Origin of the sequence: Pseudoalteromonas sp. P1-7a (assembly GCF_001401855.1) — a bacterium.
In the GTDB taxonomy this organism is placed as follows: domain Bacteria; phylum Pseudomonadota; class Gammaproteobacteria; order Enterobacterales; family Alteromonadaceae; genus Pseudoalteromonas.
In genome coordinates this window covers 63,058-78,521 of sequence record NZ_LKDU01000006.1, presented here as the reverse complement: position 1 = coordinate 78,521, position 15,464 = coordinate 63,058, and the positions used below count along the sequence as shown (strand labels likewise).

14 protein-coding genes are annotated in these 15,464 nt (G+C 42.2%); 8 read left to right on the top strand and 6 right to left on the bottom strand.

Going from position 1 to position 15,464, the window contains the following annotated elements; genetic code table 11:
* Nucleotides 1-67: 67 nt before the first annotated feature.
* The 3 genes from lon (at nt 68) to AN389_RS06345 (ending at nt 4,985) form a co-directional block, all read left to right on the top strand.
* Entirely contained in the window at nt 68-2,428 is a 2,361-nt protein-coding gene (gene lon, locus AN389_RS06355; RefSeq protein WP_055015792.1) for an endopeptidase La, read from the top strand.
* Nucleotides 2,429-2,611: 183 nt separating this feature from the next.
* Nucleotides 2,612-2,911, top strand: coding sequence for an HU family DNA-binding protein (locus AN389_RS06350; RefSeq protein ID WP_286247754.1), 300 nt, complete (start codon nt 2,612-2,614; stop codon nt 2,909-2,911).
* 172 nt (nt 2,912-3,083) lie between these two features.
* Complete coding sequence (locus tag AN389_RS06345; RefSeq protein ID WP_055015791.1) at nt 3,084-4,985, top strand: SurA N-terminal domain-containing protein; 1,902 nt, start codon at nt 3,084-3,086, stop codon at nt 4,983-4,985.
* A 65-nt stretch (nt 4,986-5,050) separates the two neighbouring features.
* On the opposite strand, the gene AN389_RS06340 is transcribed toward AN389_RS06345, so the two are convergent.
* Genes AN389_RS06340 through pspF form a run of 6 tightly spaced genes read right to left on the bottom strand, consistent with a single transcriptional unit; the run spans nt 5,051 to nt 11,406 of the window.
* On the bottom strand, nt 5,051-5,812 hold the full coding sequence (locus tag AN389_RS06340; protein ID WP_055015790.1) for an ATP-binding cassette domain-containing protein: 762 nt from the start codon (nt 5,810-5,812) through the stop codon (nt 5,051-5,053).
* Nucleotides 5,812-6,804 carry an oligopeptide/dipeptide ABC transporter ATP-binding protein gene (locus tag AN389_RS06335; protein ID WP_055015789.1) on the bottom strand — a complete coding sequence of 331 codons (993 nt, stop codon included), beginning with the start codon at nt 6,802-6,804 and terminating at the stop codon, nt 5,812-5,814. Before AN389_RS06335 ends, AN389_RS06340 begins: the two co-directional genes overlap by 1 nt.
* Nucleotides 6,805-7,698 carry an ABC transporter permease subunit gene (locus AN389_RS06330; protein WP_055015788.1) on the bottom strand — a complete coding sequence of 298 codons (894 nt, stop codon included), beginning with the start codon at nt 7,696-7,698 and terminating at the stop codon, nt 6,805-6,807.
* Nucleotides 7,685-8,719: an ABC transporter permease subunit gene (locus AN389_RS06325; RefSeq protein WP_055015787.1), complete on the bottom strand. Its 1,035-nt coding sequence runs from the start codon at nt 8,717-8,719 to the stop codon at nt 7,685-7,687. Before AN389_RS06325 ends, AN389_RS06330 begins: the two co-directional genes overlap by 14 nt.
* Nucleotides 8,719-10,326, bottom strand: coding sequence for an ABC transporter substrate-binding protein (locus AN389_RS06320; protein WP_055015786.1), 1,608 nt, complete (start codon nt 10,324-10,326; stop codon nt 8,719-8,721). The genes AN389_RS06325 and AN389_RS06320 overlap by 1 nt, the downstream gene beginning before the upstream one ends.
* Nucleotides 10,327-10,341: 15 nt before the next feature.
* On the bottom strand, nt 10,342-11,406 hold the full coding sequence (gene pspF, locus AN389_RS06315) for a phage shock protein operon transcriptional activator (protein WP_055015785.1): 1,065 nt from the start codon (nt 11,404-11,406) through the stop codon (nt 10,342-10,344).
* 186 nt (nt 11,407-11,592) lie between these two features.
* Between pspF and pspA the strand changes: the two genes are divergently transcribed.
* From pspA to AN389_RS06290, 5 genes are all read left to right on the top strand, one after another.
* A complete protein-coding gene (gene pspA, locus AN389_RS06310; protein ID WP_004586906.1) occupies nt 11,593-12,252 on the top strand; it encodes a phage shock protein PspA in 660 nt (219 codons plus the stop codon).
* 66 nt (nt 12,253-12,318) lie between these two features.
* Nucleotides 12,319-12,552, top strand: coding sequence for an envelope stress response membrane protein PspB (gene pspB / locus AN389_RS06305; protein WP_004586907.1), 234 nt, complete (start codon nt 12,319-12,321; stop codon nt 12,550-12,552).
* The gene (gene pspC, locus AN389_RS06300) at nt 12,549-12,950 is read left to right on the top strand and encodes an envelope stress response membrane protein PspC (RefSeq protein ID WP_055015784.1); all 402 of its coding nucleotides are present in this window, start codon (nt 12,549-12,551) and stop codon (nt 12,948-12,950) included. The genes pspB and pspC overlap by 4 nt, the downstream gene beginning before the upstream one ends.
* Before the next feature lie 57 nt (nt 12,951-13,007).
* On the top strand, nt 13,008-14,432 hold the full coding sequence (locus tag AN389_RS06295) for a YcjX family protein (RefSeq protein ID WP_055015783.1): 1,425 nt from the start codon (nt 13,008-13,010) through the stop codon (nt 14,430-14,432).
* Nucleotides 14,429-15,457 (top strand): YcjF family protein, encoded by a 1,029-nt coding sequence (locus AN389_RS06290; RefSeq protein WP_055015782.1) that lies wholly within the window; start codon nt 14,429-14,431, stop codon nt 15,455-15,457. Before AN389_RS06295 ends, AN389_RS06290 begins: the two co-directional genes overlap by 4 nt.
* Nucleotides 15,458-15,464 lie beyond the last annotated feature (7 nt).

Sequence of the window (15,464 nt, the reverse complement as noted above, 5' to 3'; positions counted from 1 at the left end):
TTTAATTAGATTATCCCCATATACTTGAGTAATCTTTTAAATAAATGAAGTGCGAAGAGAAACTATAATGACGCTTGAGAGAACCGATCGAGTCGAAATCCCAGTGTTAGCACTGCGCGATGTTGTGGTATATCCGCACATGGTGATCCCGCTTTTTGTTGGCCGTGAAAAATCAATAAAATGCCTCGAAGCGGCAATGGATAAAGACAAACAAATTTTCTTGGTTGCACAAAAAGATGCAACTGTAGACGAACCTGAACAAGACGATATTTACCGTATCGGTACTATTGCGACTGTACTTCAGTTATTAAAATTACCAGACGGTACAGTTAAAGTTTTAGTCGAAGGTACGCAGCGCGCACAAATTGAAGAATTTGTAGATAACGATGAGTTTTTTGTAGCGAATGCTCAGTTCATCGAATCTGACTCAGTGGATGAGCAAGAACAAGATATTTTCATTCGAAGCGCTGTTAGCCAATTTGAAGGCTATGTAAAACTTAATAAAAAAATTCCGCCTGAGGTATTAACCTCTGTGTCAGGCATTGATGAGCCAGCTCGCCTTGCCGATACAATGGCAGCACATATGCCCTTAAAAGTGCCTGAAAAACAAAAAGTGTTAGAGATTTCAAGCGTTACAGAGCGTTTAGAATACCTAATGGCACTAATGGAAGGTGAAATAGACTTATTGCAAGTTGAGAAAAAAATTCGTACCCGCGTTAAAAAGCAGATGGAAAAGTCTCAGCGCGAGTACTACCTCAACGAGCAAATGAAAGCCATTCAAAAAGAACTTGGTGAGCTTGATGATGTACCTGACGAATTTGAAGCGCTTAAAAAGCGAATTGAAGAATCAGGGATGCCAGAAGAAGCAAAAGAAAAAGCATCAGCTGAGCTTAATAAGCTTAAGATGATGTCGCCAATGTCTGCAGAGGCCACGGTAGTGCGCTCATACATTGATACGTTAATTAACGTACCTTGGAAAAAACGCTCTAAAGTGAAAAAAGACTTAGCAGGCGCGCAAAAAATTCTTGATAGCGACCACCACGGCTTAGATAAAGTTAAAGAACGCATAATTGAATACCTCGCGGTGCAACAACGCACCAATAAGCTCAAAGGACCTATTTTATGTTTAGTAGGGCCACCGGGTGTAGGTAAAACGTCGCTAGGACAGTCTATTGCCCGCTCAACGGGTCGTAAATATGTGCGCATGGCATTAGGTGGTGTACGTGACGAAGCTGAAATTCGTGGCCATCGTCGTACTTACATTGGCTCTATGCCAGGCAAGCTGATTCAAAACATGACAAAAGTGGGCGTTAAAAACCCATTATTCTTGTTAGATGAAATCGACAAAATGTCATCAGATATGCGCGGCGATCCAGCATCAGCACTATTAGAAGTACTCGATCCGGAGCAAAACAGTCATTTTGCTGACCACTACTTAGAAGTAGACTACGATTTATCGGATGTAATGTTTGTAGCAACATCAAACAGCTTTAATATTCCTGGTCCACTATTAGACCGTATGGAAGTTATTCGCTTATCGGGTTACACCGAAGATGAAAAGCTAAACATTGCAAAAGAGCACTTAATTACTAAGCAAGTTAAACGCAATGGCTTAAAACCGTCTGAACTAGTAATAGAAGACAGTGCAATTATTGGTATTATTCGTTATTACACGCGTGAAGCAGGTGTACGTAATTTAGAGCGCGAAGTCTCTAAACTATGCCGTAAAGCTGTTAAAAATATCTTATTAGATAAAGAGACTAAAACGGTCACTATCAGTCAAGATAACCTAGAAGAGTTTTTAGGTGTACAGCGCTACGACTACGGTAAAGCAGAAGACGGCGACCGCATTGGCCAAGTAACAGGCTTAGCGTGGACCGAAGTAGGCGGCGACTTACTGACCATTGAATGTGCGGCTGTGCCAGGTAAAGGCAAATTAAGTTACACCGGCTCACTGGGCGATGTAATGCAAGAGTCGATACAAGCGGCCATGACGGTAGTTCGAAATCGTGCTGATACGTTCCGTATTAATAGCGATTTTTACGAAAAACGCGACATTCATGTGCATGTACCAGAGGGGGCGACCCCTAAAGATGGCCCAAGTGCCGGTGCAGCAATGGTAACGGGTTTAGTATCGAGCTTAACAGGTAACCCCGTTAAAGCCGATGTAGCCATGACAGGTGAAATAACACTGCGCGGTGAAGTACTGCCTATTGGTGGTTTAAAAGAGAAACTACTTGCTGCACACCGTGGTGGAATTAAAACAGTCATCATTCCTAAAATTAACGAACGTGACTTAAAAGAGATCCCAGATAACGTACTGGCAGGCTTAGATGTTCACCCAGTTACATGGATTGATGAAGTATTAAAGTTAGCTTTAGTGCACCCTGTTGAGAGTTTTTCAGTCGAAACACCGAAAAACCAATAAAAAACCCAAAAAAAGTGCTTTAAAGGGCTTTTCAAATCTAATCGGTATGATAAGTTAAGCACTGGTTTTCGAGCCTAGCCCTTACGGGGCCTAGGCTTAAGAAAAATATAATCATGTGAGCATTAAAAGTTTGCTCTAAAATTTTCAAAAAAGTGATGTTAGTTTAAAAAACAATCGCTCTTGATAATAACAATGAAAGAGGATGATATTGTGAATAAATCTCAATTAATCGATCAAATCGCAGCTGACGCTGACATTTCTAAAGCGGCTGCAGGTCGTGCACTAGATTCATTCATCGAGTCTGTATCTGGAGCGCTTAAAGATGGCGATTCAGTTGCACTTGTAGGTTTTGGTACTTTCTCAGTACGCGAGCGTGCTGCTCGTTCAGGCCGTAACCCACAAACTGGTGAAACTATCCAAATCGCTGCGGCAAATATTCCTTCTTTCAAAGCCGGTAAAGCGCTGAAAGACGCAGTAAACTAATCACTGTTTAAATACAGATTAGTTATGGCGAGTGTACATAAACTTAATTATCCTAATCGATGAATTAAGTAACTTCACCGCCAGTTACTTCAAGTGAAAAAGCGTATCTGGTAAGATACGCTTTTTTTACATATGACAAGGTAAAATACCTTGATCAATAAGAGATAAACAAATGCTTGAGAAAATCAGAGAGGGCTCACAGGGTCCTGTAGCCAAAATAATTTTAGGCGCGGTGATTTTATCTTTTGCCTTAGCAGGGATCGGTAGTTACTTAGGTCAAACCCCAGAACAACCCGTTGCTGAAGTAAATGGAATTAAAATTAGCCAAACCGAATTTAATCGTGCTTATCAAAACGAACGTAGTCGTTTAGAGCAACAATTTGGCGAATACTTTGCACAAATCAGTGCAGATCCAAATTACATGGCGCAAATTCGTCAAGGTGTAATTGACCGCTTAGTACAACAAGAATTGCAATCACAATTAGCGGCAGATTTAGGCCTTCGCGTAAGCGACGACAGCGTACGTAAAACAATTTTAGAACTTCCGTACTTTCAAATTGGTGAAAAATTTAATAACGACCGTTACCTACAAGTAATTCGTCAAATGAACTTTCAACCAGATGCTTTTCGTGAGTACCTACGTAAAGACATGACACGCAGCCAATTAGTGTCTGCGGTTGCTGGTACTGAGTTTGCACTTGAAAACGAGCTTAAACGCGCTGCAGCCCTACAGCAGCAAACGCGTAGCATAGACTACTTGGTGTTAAGTAAAGAAGCGTTACAAGCAAACGTAGACGTATCTGAGCAAGAAATTGCTGATTACTACGAACTAAATGCTTCACAATTTTTGTCACCTGAGCGTGTATCGGTTGATTACATTGAGCTTAAAGCCGAAGATATTAACGTAGAGTCGGTAACCGAAGACGATGTAAAAGCGTATTATGAGCAAAATAAAGCGCAATACATTGAGCCTGAAAAACGCCGTGTATCGCACATTTTAATTGATAACAGCGAAGATGATGATGCCGCGCTTGAAAAAGCCAATGCATTACATGAGCAGTTAGAACAAGGGGCTGATTTTGCAGAGCTTGCAGAGACATCATCTGATGATGTTGTGAGTGGCGAAATGGGCGGTGACCTAGAGTGGATTGAGCGCGATGTAATGGACCCAGCGTTTGAAGAGGCAGCATTTGCACTTCAAAACAAAGGCGATATTTCAGAAGTTGTAGCATCAGAGTTTGGTTACCACATTATTAAACTTACTGACTTACAGCCAGAGCAAGTGAAAGCGTATGACGAGGTAAAAGCCGATTTACGTGCAGAGCTTGAGCAAACTGAAAAAGTGGATGCGTTTTACGAAAAGCAAACAGAAATGGGCGCTTTAGCATTTGAGATTTCTGACCGTTTAGACGATGCAGCAGAAGTGGCAGACGTTGAAGTTAAAACCACACCACTTGTTGCCCGCAATGCATTGCCAGAGCCACTTAATACACCTGCGGTAATTTCACAGCTATTCTCAGTAGAATTACTTGAAGATAAAGTAAACTCAGAAGTTATTGAGCTAGGTGATGAACACGTTATTGTAGTCCGTGTAAATAAATACGAGCCATCTGCGACTAAACCGCTTGCACAAGTAAGCGAGCAGATTAAAACACGTTTAGTTAACGAAAAAGCATCTACACTTGCTAAAGAAAAAGCACGTGAATTATTTGCACAAGTTCAGGCTGGTAAAACACTAAGCGATGTTGCCAGTGAGCAAAACCTAACTGTACGCGAAGAAGCAAGTTTAACGCGTCAAAGCTACACGGTTTCGCCTGCTATTGTAACGCAAGCGTTTAAAATGCCACGTCCTACTGATGCACCAAGCACAGACGTGGTTGATTTAAACAACGGTGATGCGGCCATTGTTGCACTTAAGTCGGTAAGCGATGCGCAAGCAACCGCAAATATCGACCCGCAACTACAGCAAAACATTACTATTGCGCAAGCTAACAAAAACTACTCAGCGTTTATTGAGTCTTTAAAGGCTAAAGCTGAGCTTAACCTACCTGTAGTTGAGCAAGCAGCAGAATAATTGCACTAAATATTAAAAAAGGCGCGTGACTTTCACAGTAACGCGCCTTTTTTTATGAACCGTTTCTAGCAGCAGATTAAGCGTTGTGTAACTTTAGATTGTGGGTCTTTAAAAATGGCTTCTGTAGCGCCGTACTCAACGACTTGACCTTTTTCAAGCACAACCAGTTGGTCGCTAATGTGCCGTACCAAGCTTAAGTGGTGGGTAATTAGCACGTATGTTAAGCCTGTTTCTTTTTGCAGCTTAAGCAATAAGTTAACAGTTTGCGCACGAACAGAGGGGTCTAAAGCCGACAGCGCTTCATCAAGCACAACCACTTTAGGGTCTAAAATGAGTGCTCGCGCCAACGCTACACGTTGTAATTGGCCTACACTGAACATATGTGGATAGTAATGTTGATGATCAATTAACAGCCCCACCTTAGACAGCGTGGCATCTATTTTTTCTTGGCGAGCGGGTTCATCAAAGTCAGTGTTATATTGTAAACAATCATCGAGCATTTCACCTATGGTCAGTCCTGGATTGAGCGATGCTGCGGAGTCTTGAAAAATCATACGAATATGTCGGCATTGGTTATCGCGCACGCCACCATCTTCAATAATATTACTTTCTAATAAAATTTGCCCACTGTCGGCATTATCGGCCCCTGCAAGTAATTTAGCGAGCGTGCTTTTACCCGCACCGGTTTCACCAATGACTGCTACTGTTTCGCCTTTGCCAACACAAAATGAAATATTTTTTAGGACTTCAAATTTTTTGCGACTAAATAAACCAGCTCGCACGTTAAAAGTTTTACAAAGCGCTTGCACTTTCAATACTGGTTGCATTATTTCACCTCTTTGATAAGTGGAAAATGACACGCATAGCTATGTCCATGCTGCTTAGTAAGTGCAGGGGTAATTACACATTCTTTTTGTGCTTGTGGGCAGCGTGGGCCTAATCGGCACCCTATAGGTAAATGTTGCAAAGTAGGGATAGTACCTTTAAGTGCGTAAAAGGGCTCTTTATGTGCTAAACCTTGCTCATAATTGGGCAGGCTTTTTAATAACGCTTGCGTGTAAGGGTGGCGAGGCTGGCGAAAAATACGCTGTGTTGGGCCGGCTTCAACCATTTGCCCACAATATAAAACATGAATACCGTGTGACCAGTCGGCTATTTCTTCAAGCTCATGAGAAATCATCAAAATAGACATGTTTTTTAATTGATTTAAGCTTTTTAGCAACCTAAATACCTGAGCACGGGTGGTGCTTTCAAGCGCTGTAGTAGGCTCATCAGCAATTAGTAGCTTAGGAGTGCGTGCTATGGCCATAGCAATCATTACCTTTTGGCACACACCTTCAGAGAGCTCATGAGGGTAACTGTCAAGCACCGCGTCGTGGTTTTTAATCCCTACTTTATGGATCAGTGCTTTCACGCGGTCTTTGCGCTCTCTGTTGCGCTTTAAAAAAAAGCCTTTGGTGGATATTTCAGGCAGTGTTTCGGCGATTTGGTCAAATATTTTAGCGGTCGGGTCAAGGCAGCGGCTAGGATCTTGGTAGATCATGGCAATATCTTGGCTCACTGTTTTTCTGCGTTGCTCTGGGGTTAAGCGCATTAAATCAACCCCACGCCAATGCATTCTATCAGCTGTTATGTCCCAGCGTTCGTTAAGTACTCCAACAATGGCTTTAGCAATTAAGCTTTTACCTGAACCTGATTCACCCACTAAGCCATGTACTTCACCTTCTTTTAGGCTAAAGCTGACTCTGTCTACGGCTCTAATTACGGTTTCAGAGGTACGCAGCTCTATGGTTAAATTTCTAACGTCGAGTAATTGCATTTAATCAGCCTTACGTGCTTTGAGCACTTTTCGTAGGCCATCACCTACTAAATTGGTAGACAAAACCGCTAAAAATAATAATACACCCGGTAGTGCAACGGTCCAAGGCGCTAAATATATTAGGCCTAAATTCTCGGCCAATATGGCGCCCCATTCGGTTGTGGGCGGCTGTGCACCTAGTTTTAAAAAGCCTAAAGCGGCAATATCTAAAATAGCAGTAGAAAGCGCGGTGGTAAAAATAACCACAATATGCTCATAAATATTAGGAAAAATACCCCGCGACAATATATGCCAATTAGAGGCGCCATCAAGCCTAAAAGCGGTAATATAGTCTTTACTTAGCTCATCAACAATTAAATTACGAATAGAGTGAATAAACTGCGGTAACAACGCCAGTATAATTGCCCATACCGTGTTCATTAACCCTGGGCCAAGAACAGCAATAATAATAATCGCTAATAGCAAAGAGGGAATAGAGAGTGTGATATCAAGTAAATGATTTAAAAAACTTGAACGAAGGCCGCGGCTTATACCTGCAAACGTCCCCACTAAAACGCCAATAATGGTGGTAATAAATGCAGCCACTACCGACAAGCCAAACGTGTAGGTTGCCCCATTCATTAGGCGCGAGAGCACATCGCGGCCTAAATCATCGGTGCCTAAAATAAAGCGCACATCACCCATTTCTCGCCATGACGGCGGTATAAGTAATGCATCACTATGTTGCTGGTTAACCCCATAAGGTGCTAAAAAGGGCGCACTGGCTGCTAATAATGCAAACGCAATAAAGATCCATAATCCCACTAACGCAGGATGATTATTTTTAAATTTGCGCCAAAAACGCGCCAGCGGCGATTTATTCGACTCTTCAGAAAATAATTTAAACTTTACCATGTGCCTGATTCCGCGAAATTGGGTCGAACAGAGTATATGTAAGCTCGGCAACAATAGTGGCAATAATAACAAACATAGAGACCGCCATTAAACCGCCTTGAATAGCAGGGTAGTCACGTTGGTAAATGCTATCGATTAGCCAACGGCCTATACCTGGCCAAGAAAAAATGACTTCAGTTATCATTGCAAGCGTAATAAGCGTACTAAATTGCAGTCCTATTTGTTTTATTACCGGCAGTAATGCATTGCGTAGCGCATGATGCATGATTAACTGACGACGATTAAGGCCTTTTGCCCTGGCTGTTTTAATAAAGCTTTGATCCATTACTTTAAGCATAGAGTCGCGGGTAAAGCGCACTAAAACAGTGGTAGGAAACATGGCCAGTACTATGGTTGGTAGTGTTAAGTGATGCAGCGCATCTATAAAAGCCTCACCTTTGTAAGGGAAACCCGCGAGCATAATATCGATTAATATAAACCCGGTATTAGATGGTATTTCAAATAGTAACCCCATTCTACCCGACATAGGAAACCAGCCCAGCTTGAGCGAAAAAATCATAATAAGTAACAGCGCTAACCAAAAAACGGGAATAGAGTAGCCAATCATGGTGGTAGAGCTAATTAACTTATCCGGCCAGCGGCGTGTGTATGCTGAGGCCAAAATGCCTGCTGGTACACCTACTACAACCGATACAATAAGAGCATAAACACACAGCTCTAATGTTGCGGGTATTAAATCTAAAATATGCTGAAAAACGTTATCTCCTGAGGCAAACGACACGCCCCAATCTCCTTGGAATATACGTCCTAAAAACGCTAAATACTGCATAACGTAATTACTGTCATACATGTATTTATCTTCAAGTTCACTGTGTTGAGAAAAATTACCACTAGGAATGCCACTTAAATTGCTAAGCGGATCACCAGGGAATAAATAGCTCAGCGAAAAGGTAAATATGCTGAGCATTAAAATCATGAATAAAAACAAGCCAAGGCGGCGTAATATATAATCAAGTATCATTATTTTTTCCTCGCGTTTGCGAGTGAAATAGCCCCAAATGGGCCAAGAGTTATCCCTTCTACATCGGCACTATTTGCTTGAAAACGCATGCCATGAGCAATAGGCACTAAAGGGAGCTGATCCATAATGAGCGCTTGAACCTGTTCGTAATACTGTTTACGTAAACTTAAATCAGTGGTGTCGAGCGCTTGGGTAAGCAATAAGTCAAATTGCGGGTTACACCAGTTAGCAGGGTTTTTACCGCTAAACGTGGCGGTGCAGCTCAGCAATGGACTAAAAAAGTTATCTGGGTCGGGGGTATCGGCAGCCCAACCAAGTAATACGCTATCGTGGCGGTGCTCACCTATACGCTGAATAAAAGTATTCCACTCGTACTCTACAATACTTACGTTAACCCCAATTTTGCGTAAATCGCTTTGCATCAGCTCTGCCATTTTGCGGGCATTAGGGTTATAAATTCGACTCACCGGCATGGCCCAAATGGTCATATCAAAGCCATTCGGTAACCCCGCTTCTATAAGTAGTTTTTTAGCCAGCTCTGGGTCAAACATAGGAATGTTTTCTTGTGGCTCAAACCCCCACGAGGTTGGCGGTAAAATCGATTGCGCGCGTATGCCATTTCCGTAATAAACAGCTTGCATTATTTTGTCTATATCAATTGCATGTGCAAGGGCTTTGCGTACTCTAATGTCATCAAAAGGGGCGCGCTCTGTATTAAAGGCCCAATAACCAATATTAAGGTTGGTTTCTTTTTCAACGTTTATATCATCTCGCTGCGCTAAGATACTCAATTGCGCGCTACTTGGGTGCGCGGTTACATCGCACTCTTTGGTCAGCATTTTTGCAATGCGCGTAGTGCCGTTAGTCGTAATATCGTAAACCAGCTGTTCAAGGGCAACATCGTGCTTCCAATAAAGTGGGTTACGATAAAAGCGCACTAAGTGATCGCGCCGGTATTCTTTGTAAATATAAGGGCCTGTACCAATAGGGTACTGATCAAACAAATTAGTTTGATCGCGGGCTTTTAATTGCATGGCGTATTCTTGCGACAGTACCACGGCAAAGTCAGTGGCCATATTAGTTAAAAAGCTGCTTTCTGGATGAAATAGCTCAAAGCGTACTTGATAGTCAGACACGCGTACAATTTTACGAATTAGTTGGTCTAGCCCCACACTTTGAAAATACGGGTAATTTGCATCGCCAACAAAATGGTACGGGTTGTACACGTCAAACAATCGGCTAAAAGTAAAAATAACATCGTCTGCATTAAAGTCGCGAGTAGGGGTAAAATAAGACGTTGTATGAAATTTAACGCCTTTACGCAGCGTAAAAGTGACCGACTTACCATCGTTGCTAATTTTCCAGTCGGTAGCCAACTCGCTTTTAAAATCTGCGGTAACAGGGTCAATACTAATTAGACGGTCAAACAATTGATTAGCAATAATATCAATCGTTGAGCCGGTGGTTGTTACTTGCGGGTTAAACGATACAGGGTTCGCTTCGGCGCAATAAACGAGGCCTTGGTTTTTTTCTTCAATTATTTCTTCTTTACTATCAAAGCAACCGGTTAGTGTGCTGGCTAGTAAAACAAGTAGTATTTTATGCACTCGCATAACCTCTAACTATTTATCTTCTAATAAATTGTATTTTTTAAGATAACCACGTAATTGATGATACGTTAAACCGAGGATTTCTGCAGTTTTCTTTTGATTAAATTGGCTATGCTCAAGCGCTTTATTAATCATATTTATTTCAAATTCGTTAGAGCGCTCTTTTAAGCTACAAGGGAACTCAATCGGGGCACTACGCGTGTTACTTGCTTCACTACTAGGCGCAGTAACGACTATAGGCTCAGGCGATGCACTTGGTGCTGCAATTGGGGCTTTAATACGCGCTTTGGGCCTAAACCGGCTTTCAAATGGGTCTAAAATAATTTGGTGAACGGGAATATGTTCATTACCATGACGATACAAACTTCGCTCAACTACATTTTTAAGCTCCCGAATGTTACCTGGCCAGTCGTAATTTAGCAGGGTTTCGGTGGCGCTGCGGGTAAAGCCACTAAACAACTCCCATTCTAAATCGCGGGCCATATTCATCGCAAATTGCTCGGCAAGTAGCATAATATCGTCTTGACGTTCTCGCAGTGGGGGCAGGGTAATAACATCAAAAGCTAAGCGGTCAAGTAAGTCACTTCTAAATTCGCCCTGCTCAGCAAGGTGGGGTAAATCTTCGTTGGTGGCACACACTAAACGCGTATCTACCTTTACGGTGTGTTTACCGCCCACACGTTCAAATTCGCCGTATTCAATAACACGAAGAAGCTTTTCTTGTACCATAGCGGAAGTATTAGCCAACTCATCTAAAAATAAAGTACCGCTGTTAGCGCGCTCAAATCGGCCTTCGTGACGTTTACTTGCTCCGGTAAATGCACCACTTTCATGACCAAATAATTCGCTTTCGAGGAGGTTTTCGTTAAGGGCTGCACAGTTAAGCTTTACGTAGTTTTGATCCCAGCGCTTTGATAAAAAATGCAGACGGGCGGCTATAAGCTCTTTACCGGTTCCTCGTTCGCCAATTATAAGCACCGGCTTATCTAAATTAGCTAACTGCGATACCTGATCAAGTACAGCTAAAAAGCTATCAGATTGGCCGAGTAAATTATCCTGTTGGCGATATTGGCTCATTTTTCCTAACTCTTGGTCATTTTTGCTAACAGTTAGTGTATTTCATAATCAGGGATAACTAAAGGAATTTGTATATTTAGTTTAACTTAATGAAAATAAAGTGTATTTTAGATTTTAAAAAGTTGGCAAGCATATTGATACTAGTTACAGCAGACCAACTAAGTTTATATTACAGAGGTAAATGTTATGGGAATTTTTTCGCGTTTTGCAGACATTGTTAATTCTAATATCAATGCCATTTTAGATAAAGCAGAAGACCCAGAAAAAATGGTTCGTCTTATTATCCAAGAGATGGAAGACACATTGGTAGAGGTTCGCTCTACGTCAGCTAAAACACTGGCTGAGAAAAAAGAATTAGTACGTCGTGTAGACACACTAAAAGCACAAGTAAGCGACTGGCAAGACAAAGCAGAACTTGCACTGAGTAAAGACCGCGACGATTTAGCGCGTTCAGCATTACTTGAAAAGCAAAAATCGGCAGAAGCGGTGGCGGCAGTAGAGTCTGAGCTTGAGCATGTAGAGTCTCACATTGAGAAACTTCAACAAGAAGTGACCACACTACAAGAAAAGCTAGCCGATGCTAAAGCACGTCAAAAAGCAATTATTTTACGCCAACGTTCGGCTGAGTCGCGCCTTGAAGTGAAAAAAGCGCTTGATAGCTCTAAGGTAGAAGATGCACTTAATCGCTTTGAGCGTTACGAAACTAAAATTGATGGGCTAGAATCTCAAATAGAGTCTTACGATTTAGGTAAAAAGTCGCTTGCTGATGAAATTGCCGACCTACAAAAAAATGAAAAGATAGATGATGAGCTTGCCGAACTTAAAAAGAAGCTAGCTGATAAATAACTTATAAAGGGGTACTTTAAGTGCCCCACTGCTTAAACATCGAATACGGATTGTCAGGAGAGGATTATGTTTGATCCAGAGATACTAATTGCACCTTTTATCTTGTTCATGATTTTTGTTGCGCCACTGTGGTTAATTTTACATTACCGGAGCAAAAAGCAAGTGAGCCAAGGGTTAAGTGAGCATGAACATCGCCAGTTATTGGAACTTGCCCACAAGGCCGAAAAAATGGCTGACAGAGTAGAAACTCTTGAAGCATTACTCGATCAAGAGTCACCACAATGGAGACGCAAAGTATGAGTGCCAAACGCGAATTATTAAGAGACCCACAGCGCGGTAAAATTGCCGGTGTATGTGCGGGATTAAGTGACTACTTTAATATGGAGTTATGGTTAGTTCGCATTATTTTTGTTAGTGCGGTACTGCTAACGGGTGGCCCATTATTTGTGGTAGCGTATATTGCAGCGTGGTTTATTTTAGATAAAAAAGACCCCACAACTATACATGCAAGTAGCTCAACTAAAACTGACGATCCGCTAGAGGTTAAATTTAAAGTTTGGCAAAAAGGCGAGCCACCGCGCCGCGCTTTGCAAGACTTAAAAGAGCGTTTAGCGCGAATAGACACGCGCCTTCAAGATATGGAGCGCCATGTTACTTCAAGCGAGTTTACGGTTAGCCGTGAAATCAACAAACTTTAAAGGATTTAATAGCACTTTATTCGGTGATTAACAGCATCAATGAAGTGCTAGCCCATTATGAGTAGCACTTCATTTGCCAAAAAAACCTTTAAAAGCATTAAAGGTTCAGCCCAAAAAGCCCTTCATCGTAGTTTAGATCAACACGTAAAATTGGCCGTAACCGGCCTAAGTGGTAGTGGTAAAACCGCGTTTATTACTGCACTTGTTAAGCACTTAACCACACAAAGTGATGATAAAAACCTACCGTTTTTTGATGTAATGCGAGAGCACCGCCACATAGCCACTAAAGTGGTACCGCAAGAGGCGTTAAAAGTGCCTACATTTGACTATCCGCGGGCGCTTAATGCCTTACTCCCAAGTGATGGGGAGCCTACATGGCCTGCATCAACCGAGCGTATTAACACCCTGCGTTTGGCCATTAAATACCAAAGTGCCTCAGGGTTACGTGGGCATTTTTCGCCGCAATCTACGCTGTATTTAGATATTATTGACTACCCAGGTGAATGGCTGCTTGATTTACCCATGCTTGAGCAAAGTTATAGTCAGTGGTGCGAGCAACAATACCCGCTGTTATTGCAGTACCCGCGTGTAAACGCCTCTACTGAATTTATAAACGCGCTTGAACAGCTTGATTTAGATGCCCCTGTAGATGAAAGCTTACTTGCGCACATTGCAGCGCTTTATCAAAGTATGCTGGTAGGGCTTAAAAAAGATACTAAGCTTGCCATGTTACAACCTGGGCGAATGCTTATGCCAGGCGACTTACAAGGTGCGCCGCTTTTGTTGTTTTTTCCAGTAAATGCACAGCATATAAAAAGTGATGGGGTAGTGCCTGGCTCTAACTTAGCGCATTTAATTAAGCGCTTTAACGCCTATGTAAAAGAAGTGGTTAAGCCATTTTATAATGAGCACTTTAAACACTTTGACCGCCAAATTGTGTTGGTAGACGTACTCAGCGCTTTAAACGAAGGCCACGAAACACTCCAAGAGCAAAGTAGTGTTATAAACCAATTACTTGCTCACTTTAATTACGGCGAGTCGGGTTTTTTTAAGCGCTTATTTAAACCCAACATAGATAAAATACTCTTTGCAGCTAACAAGTCAGATCATATCAGTGCTAAACATCATAAAGACTTAGCACTGCTGCTGGATTCACTCGTGCATGAGCAAAGTAATCACTTAAAATTTGACGGCGTACAAATAGAAACCATGGCCATGTCGTCAATTGCTGCAACGCAGCCGCGCCAAGTGGCCGATAAAGGCCAAACGTTAGATTGCATTTATGGCAAACCACTTAACGAGCAAGACTGGCTTACTTATTTACCTCCACAGCCACCAAAGCGCATGCTTCATAAAAATGAGTGGCCAGCGCAGGGCTTTGAGTTTTTATCGTTCGCACCTATGCCAAACCCCGATAAGCAACTTAAACATATTCGCCTTGATCATGTGATGCAGTACCTGTTAGGAGACAAATTATCATGAACGACACACAGCAAACATTTCAGGCGGGTAGGCGAATTGATACCCAAGCTGATGAGCAGGTTGAGGCAACGCTTGCCCCTGCAAAAATAATTACTCAAGGTCAAAGTGATTACATTGAAGAGCCTGAAGAAGAACTTCTTGATGAAGAAATAGACCTAGAGCCGGTATATAAAAAATCTAAGTGGCAAACGCTTAAAGGGGTGTTTGCTATAAGCTTTTTAGTGTTAGTACTGCTTGAGTTTGCATATTCGTTAGTATTTGCATTTCAGCAGTCGATTATTTTAGGCAGCGTATATTTAACGGCGGTGGTAAGCGGTGTGCTATTAATTGGGCGCATGCTTTGGCGCGAATATAAAATGCTGCGCAGTTTAAAGCGCAATCAGTTACACCGCCATGAAGCCGACAGACTCTTAAATAGTGAGCAAGTAGGCGGCGCATTACCTTGGCTTGAAAAACTAAATAAGCACCAGCAGCTCGACAACTTCGAAGCGTTTAAAAATCAAGTGGCTAGCCACCACAGCGATAAAGAAATAATGACCCTTTACGCCAATAGCTTACTTATAACGCAAGACACGCAAGCTAAGAAGCTGATAAACCGCTTTGCGACAGAGTCAGCCTTGCTTGTTGCCCTAAGCCCCCTTGCGCTGGTGGACATGATGGCGGTGCTTTGGCGCGGTACTAAGTTGATTGAGCAAATTGGTAAGATTTATGGCATTGGTTTTGGTTACGCAAGCCGTATTAAGCTCTACCGTATGCTTATAAAACAAGTGATGTTTGTAGGCAGTGCTGAGCTTGTATCTGATTTAGCAGCCACAGCGTTAAGTGCTGAGCTTTTAGGCAAGCTTTCTGGGCGCGCTGCACAAGGTGTAAGCGCCGGTATTTTTACAGCGCGTATTGGTTACAAAGCAATGGAGCTTAGCCGCCCACTACCAAGGCTTGAAAATAAACGCAGCTTGTTAAAAGGCACAGTGCAAAGTATCGCCAGTAAAATTATGAACCGAAAAAAGGGCGAGCCAACGCGATAAAAAAGTG

Excerpts from the sequence above, each read along its gene's own strand:
- lon (WP_055015792.1), top strand. The coding sequence starts at position 68 with ATGACGCTTGAGAGAACCGATCGAGTCGAAATCCCAGTGTTAGCACTG.
- AN389_RS06345 (WP_055015791.1), top strand. The coding sequence starts at position 3,084 with ATGCTTGAGAAAATCAGAGAGGGCTCACAGGGTCCTGTAGCCAAAATA.
- AN389_RS06340 (WP_055015790.1), bottom strand. The coding sequence starts at position 5,812 with ATGCAACCAGTATTGAAAGTGCAAGCGCTTTGTAAAACTTTTAACGTG.
- AN389_RS06335 (WP_055015789.1), bottom strand. The coding sequence starts at position 6,804 with ATGCAATTACTCGACGTTAGAAATTTAACCATAGAGCTGCGTACCTCT.
- AN389_RS06330 (WP_055015788.1), bottom strand. The coding sequence starts at position 7,698 with ATGGTAAAGTTTAAATTATTTTCTGAAGAGTCGAATAAATCGCCGCTG.
- AN389_RS06325 (WP_055015787.1), bottom strand. The coding sequence starts at position 8,719 with ATGATACTTGATTATATATTACGCCGCCTTGGCTTGTTTTTATTCATG.
- pspF (WP_055015785.1), bottom strand. The coding sequence starts at position 11,406 with ATGAGCCAATATCGCCAACAGGATAATTTACTCGGCCAATCTGATAGC.
- pspA (WP_004586906.1), top strand. The coding sequence starts at position 11,593 with ATGGGAATTTTTTCGCGTTTTGCAGACATTGTTAATTCTAATATCAAT.
- pspB (WP_004586907.1), top strand. The coding sequence starts at position 12,319 with ATGTTTGATCCAGAGATACTAATTGCACCTTTTATCTTGTTCATGATT.
- pspC (WP_055015784.1), top strand. The coding sequence starts at position 12,549 with ATGAGTGCCAAACGCGAATTATTAAGAGACCCACAGCGCGGTAAAATT.
- AN389_RS06295 (WP_055015783.1), top strand. The coding sequence starts at position 13,008 with ATGAGTAGCACTTCATTTGCCAAAAAAACCTTTAAAAGCATTAAAGGT.
- AN389_RS06290 (WP_055015782.1), top strand. The coding sequence starts at position 14,429 with ATGAACGACACACAGCAAACATTTCAGGCGGGTAGGCGAATTGATACC.